Genomic DNA, 1,118 nt, shown 5'->3' with positions numbered 1-1,118 from the left:
TGTACTGCCCAGGGAGATTGGTTGAGGCCGTGTGAGGACACGGCGTGAGATTTCCGGGATGACGAAGGCCTCCCGGTGTGGAGTGGAGCTGTCTAAGAAACCGCTGCACACCCAGGAGGCCTTCGTGTCCCACGCTAACGCAATGTTGACCCCAAAAGCCCGTTTGAAACTCGCCCAATTGGTCGTTGACCAGCACTGGACGATCACCGAGGCAGCAAAGTTTTTCAGGGTCTCATGGCCTACCGCCAAGCGTTGGGTCACCCGCTACCTCGAACTCGGTAGCGAAGGAATGGGTGACAGATCCTCGCGTCCCCGCCGCAGCCCCACCCGCACCCCACGGGAACTGGTCAAACGCATTGTCGCCCTGCGGTGGCGCAAGCGGTTGGGGCCGGTGCAGATCGCTGGGCTCCTGGGCATGCCGGCATCGACGGTTCATGCGATTCTGGTTCGGTGCCGGATCAACCGGCTGCGCTACATTGACCGGGTCACCGGAGAACCAGTCCGCCGCTACGAACACACAGCCCCGGGCGAGATGCTCCACGTCGATGTCACCAAGTTCGGAAACATTCCCGACGGCGGCGGCCACCGCTACCTCGGCCGGGTCGAGGGCGGAAAGAACTCAAGGACTTCAGCTGCACGCAGCGGCTACAAGCGTTCCAGCAAGCACCCCAGGAACGGCACCGCCTACGTCCACACAGTCCTGGATGACTACTCCCGCGTCGCCTACGCCGAAATCCACGCCGATGAGAAAGCCGTCACCGCCATCGCCGTTCTCCAACGAGCCGTGGCATGGTTCGCCACCCAAGGGATCACCACCAAACGGGTCCTCTCCGACAACGGATCCGCCTACGTCTCCAACGCCTGGAAAGCCGCCTGCGCCGAGCTGGCCATCACCCCGAAACGAACACGCCCCTACAGGCCCCAAACCAACGGCAAGATCGAAAGGTTCCACCGAACCCTCAACGATGGATGGGCCTACGCGAAGTTCTACGGCACCGAAACCACCCGACGAGAGGCCCTACCCGCCTGGATCCACTATTACAATCACCACAGGCCCCACACCGCACTCGGGAACAAACCACCCGTCAGCCGGCTAACCAACCTCCCTGGGCAGTACA

At 62.3% G+C, this 1,118-nt stretch carries 1 protein-coding gene; it reads left to right on the top strand.

Going from position 1 to position 1,118, the window contains the following annotated elements; translation table 11 throughout:
- Nucleotides 1–124 precede the first annotated feature (124 nt).
- On the top strand, nucleotides 125–1,118 hold a 994-nt coding region (locus PJL15_RS22530; protein ID WP_281453352.1), incomplete at its 3' end, for an IS481 family transposase.

The organism is Paenarthrobacter nitroguajacolicus (genome assembly GCF_029952445.1).
In the GTDB taxonomy this organism is placed as follows: Bacteria; Actinomycetota; Actinomycetes; order Actinomycetales; family Micrococcaceae; genus Arthrobacter; species Arthrobacter nitroguajacolicus_B.
This window is presented reverse-complemented; position numbering and strand designations above follow the sequence as displayed.